Here is a 1,183-nt window from a genome sequence, read left to right as displayed (position 1 = left end):
GTCGAGTGATGCGGTCACGCCGGGTTCATCCACAAGCTCACCCGGCAACACAGCAGGCACGCCCCCGCCGGCAAGTGGTCCTGCAACCGGCTCCGCTGCCAGCAGCACACCGCCCGACGGCGTGCGCCTGATCCTGACCCTGCCACCCGGCCCGTCTGGCGCAGGTGCCTTGACCCTCGACTGGATACGCCCGACCTTGTCAGGAGCCCAGTCATGAACGCAGCACATCATCCACAAGAGCAGCGCCATGACAAGCACCGCATTCGTATAGCCCCCCGTAGGTCGGCACTCGAAGAGTCCGACATGGACAGCAGCAACATTGAGCGTCCGACGTATGGCCACCCCCCCATGTCGGGGTCTTCGACCGCCGACCTACAAGGACATCGCCCTGCTGCATGCGGCCACGCCCCCCGTAGGTCGGTACTCGAAGAGTCCGACGTAAGCTTTCAGGACATCCGGCGTTTGTGGTGTGACACACGCCCCATGTCGGGGTCTTCGACCGCCGACCCACAAGGACATCCCCCTGCTGCATGCGGCCACGCCCCCCGTAGGTCGGTACTCGAAGAGTCCGACGTAAGCTTTCAGGACATCCGGCGTTTGTGGTGTGACACACGCCCCATGTCGGGGTCTTCGACCGCCGACCTACAAGGACATCGCCCTGCTGCATGCGGCAACGACCCCCGTAGGTCGGTACTCGAAGAGTCCGACATGGACAGCAGCAACATTGAGCGTCCGAAGTATGGCCACCGCTCCACGTCGGGGTCTTCGACCGCCGACCTACAAGGACATCGCCCTGCTGCATGCGGCCACGCCCCCCGTAGGTCGGCACTCGAAGAGTCCGACATGTGCAGCAGCAACATTGAGCATCCGACGCATGGCCACCACTCCATGTCGGGGTCTTCGACCGCCGACCTACAAGGACATCGCCCTGCTGCATGCGGCCACGGACCCCGTAGGTCGGTACTCGAAGAGTCCGACATGGACGGCAGCAACATTGAGCGTCCGACGCATGGCCAACGCCCCATGTCGGGGTCTTCGACCACCGACCTACAAGGACATCGCCCTGCTGCATGCGGCCAAGGACCCCGTAGGTCGGCACTCGAAGAGTCCGACATGGACGGCACAACATTAGCGCCGCGCTGGCCAACGCCCCATGTCGGGGCTTCGACCACCGACCTCAAGG

General features: G+C 64.2%; 1 protein-coding gene and 1 pseudogene. Both read left to right on the top strand.

Going from position 1 to position 1,183, the window contains the following annotated elements; translation table 11 throughout:
• Positions 1-217 (top strand): annotated as a pseudogene (locus H663_RS42100) (hypothetical protein); the annotation flags it as partial.
• The coding region (locus H663_RS41475; protein ID WP_133240103.1) for a hypothetical protein at positions 214-1,183 on the top strand (970 nt) is incomplete at its 3' end. The pseudogene H663_RS42100 and the gene H663_RS41475, both read left to right, overlap by 4 nt.

The organism is Limnohabitans planktonicus II-D5 (assembly GCF_001270065.2).
GTDB classification, from domain to species: Bacteria; Pseudomonadota; Gammaproteobacteria; order Burkholderiales; family Burkholderiaceae_C; genus Limnohabitans_A; species Limnohabitans_A planktonicus.
Note: the sequence above shows the minus strand (reverse complement) of the source record. Positions and strands in the feature narration are given on the sequence as shown.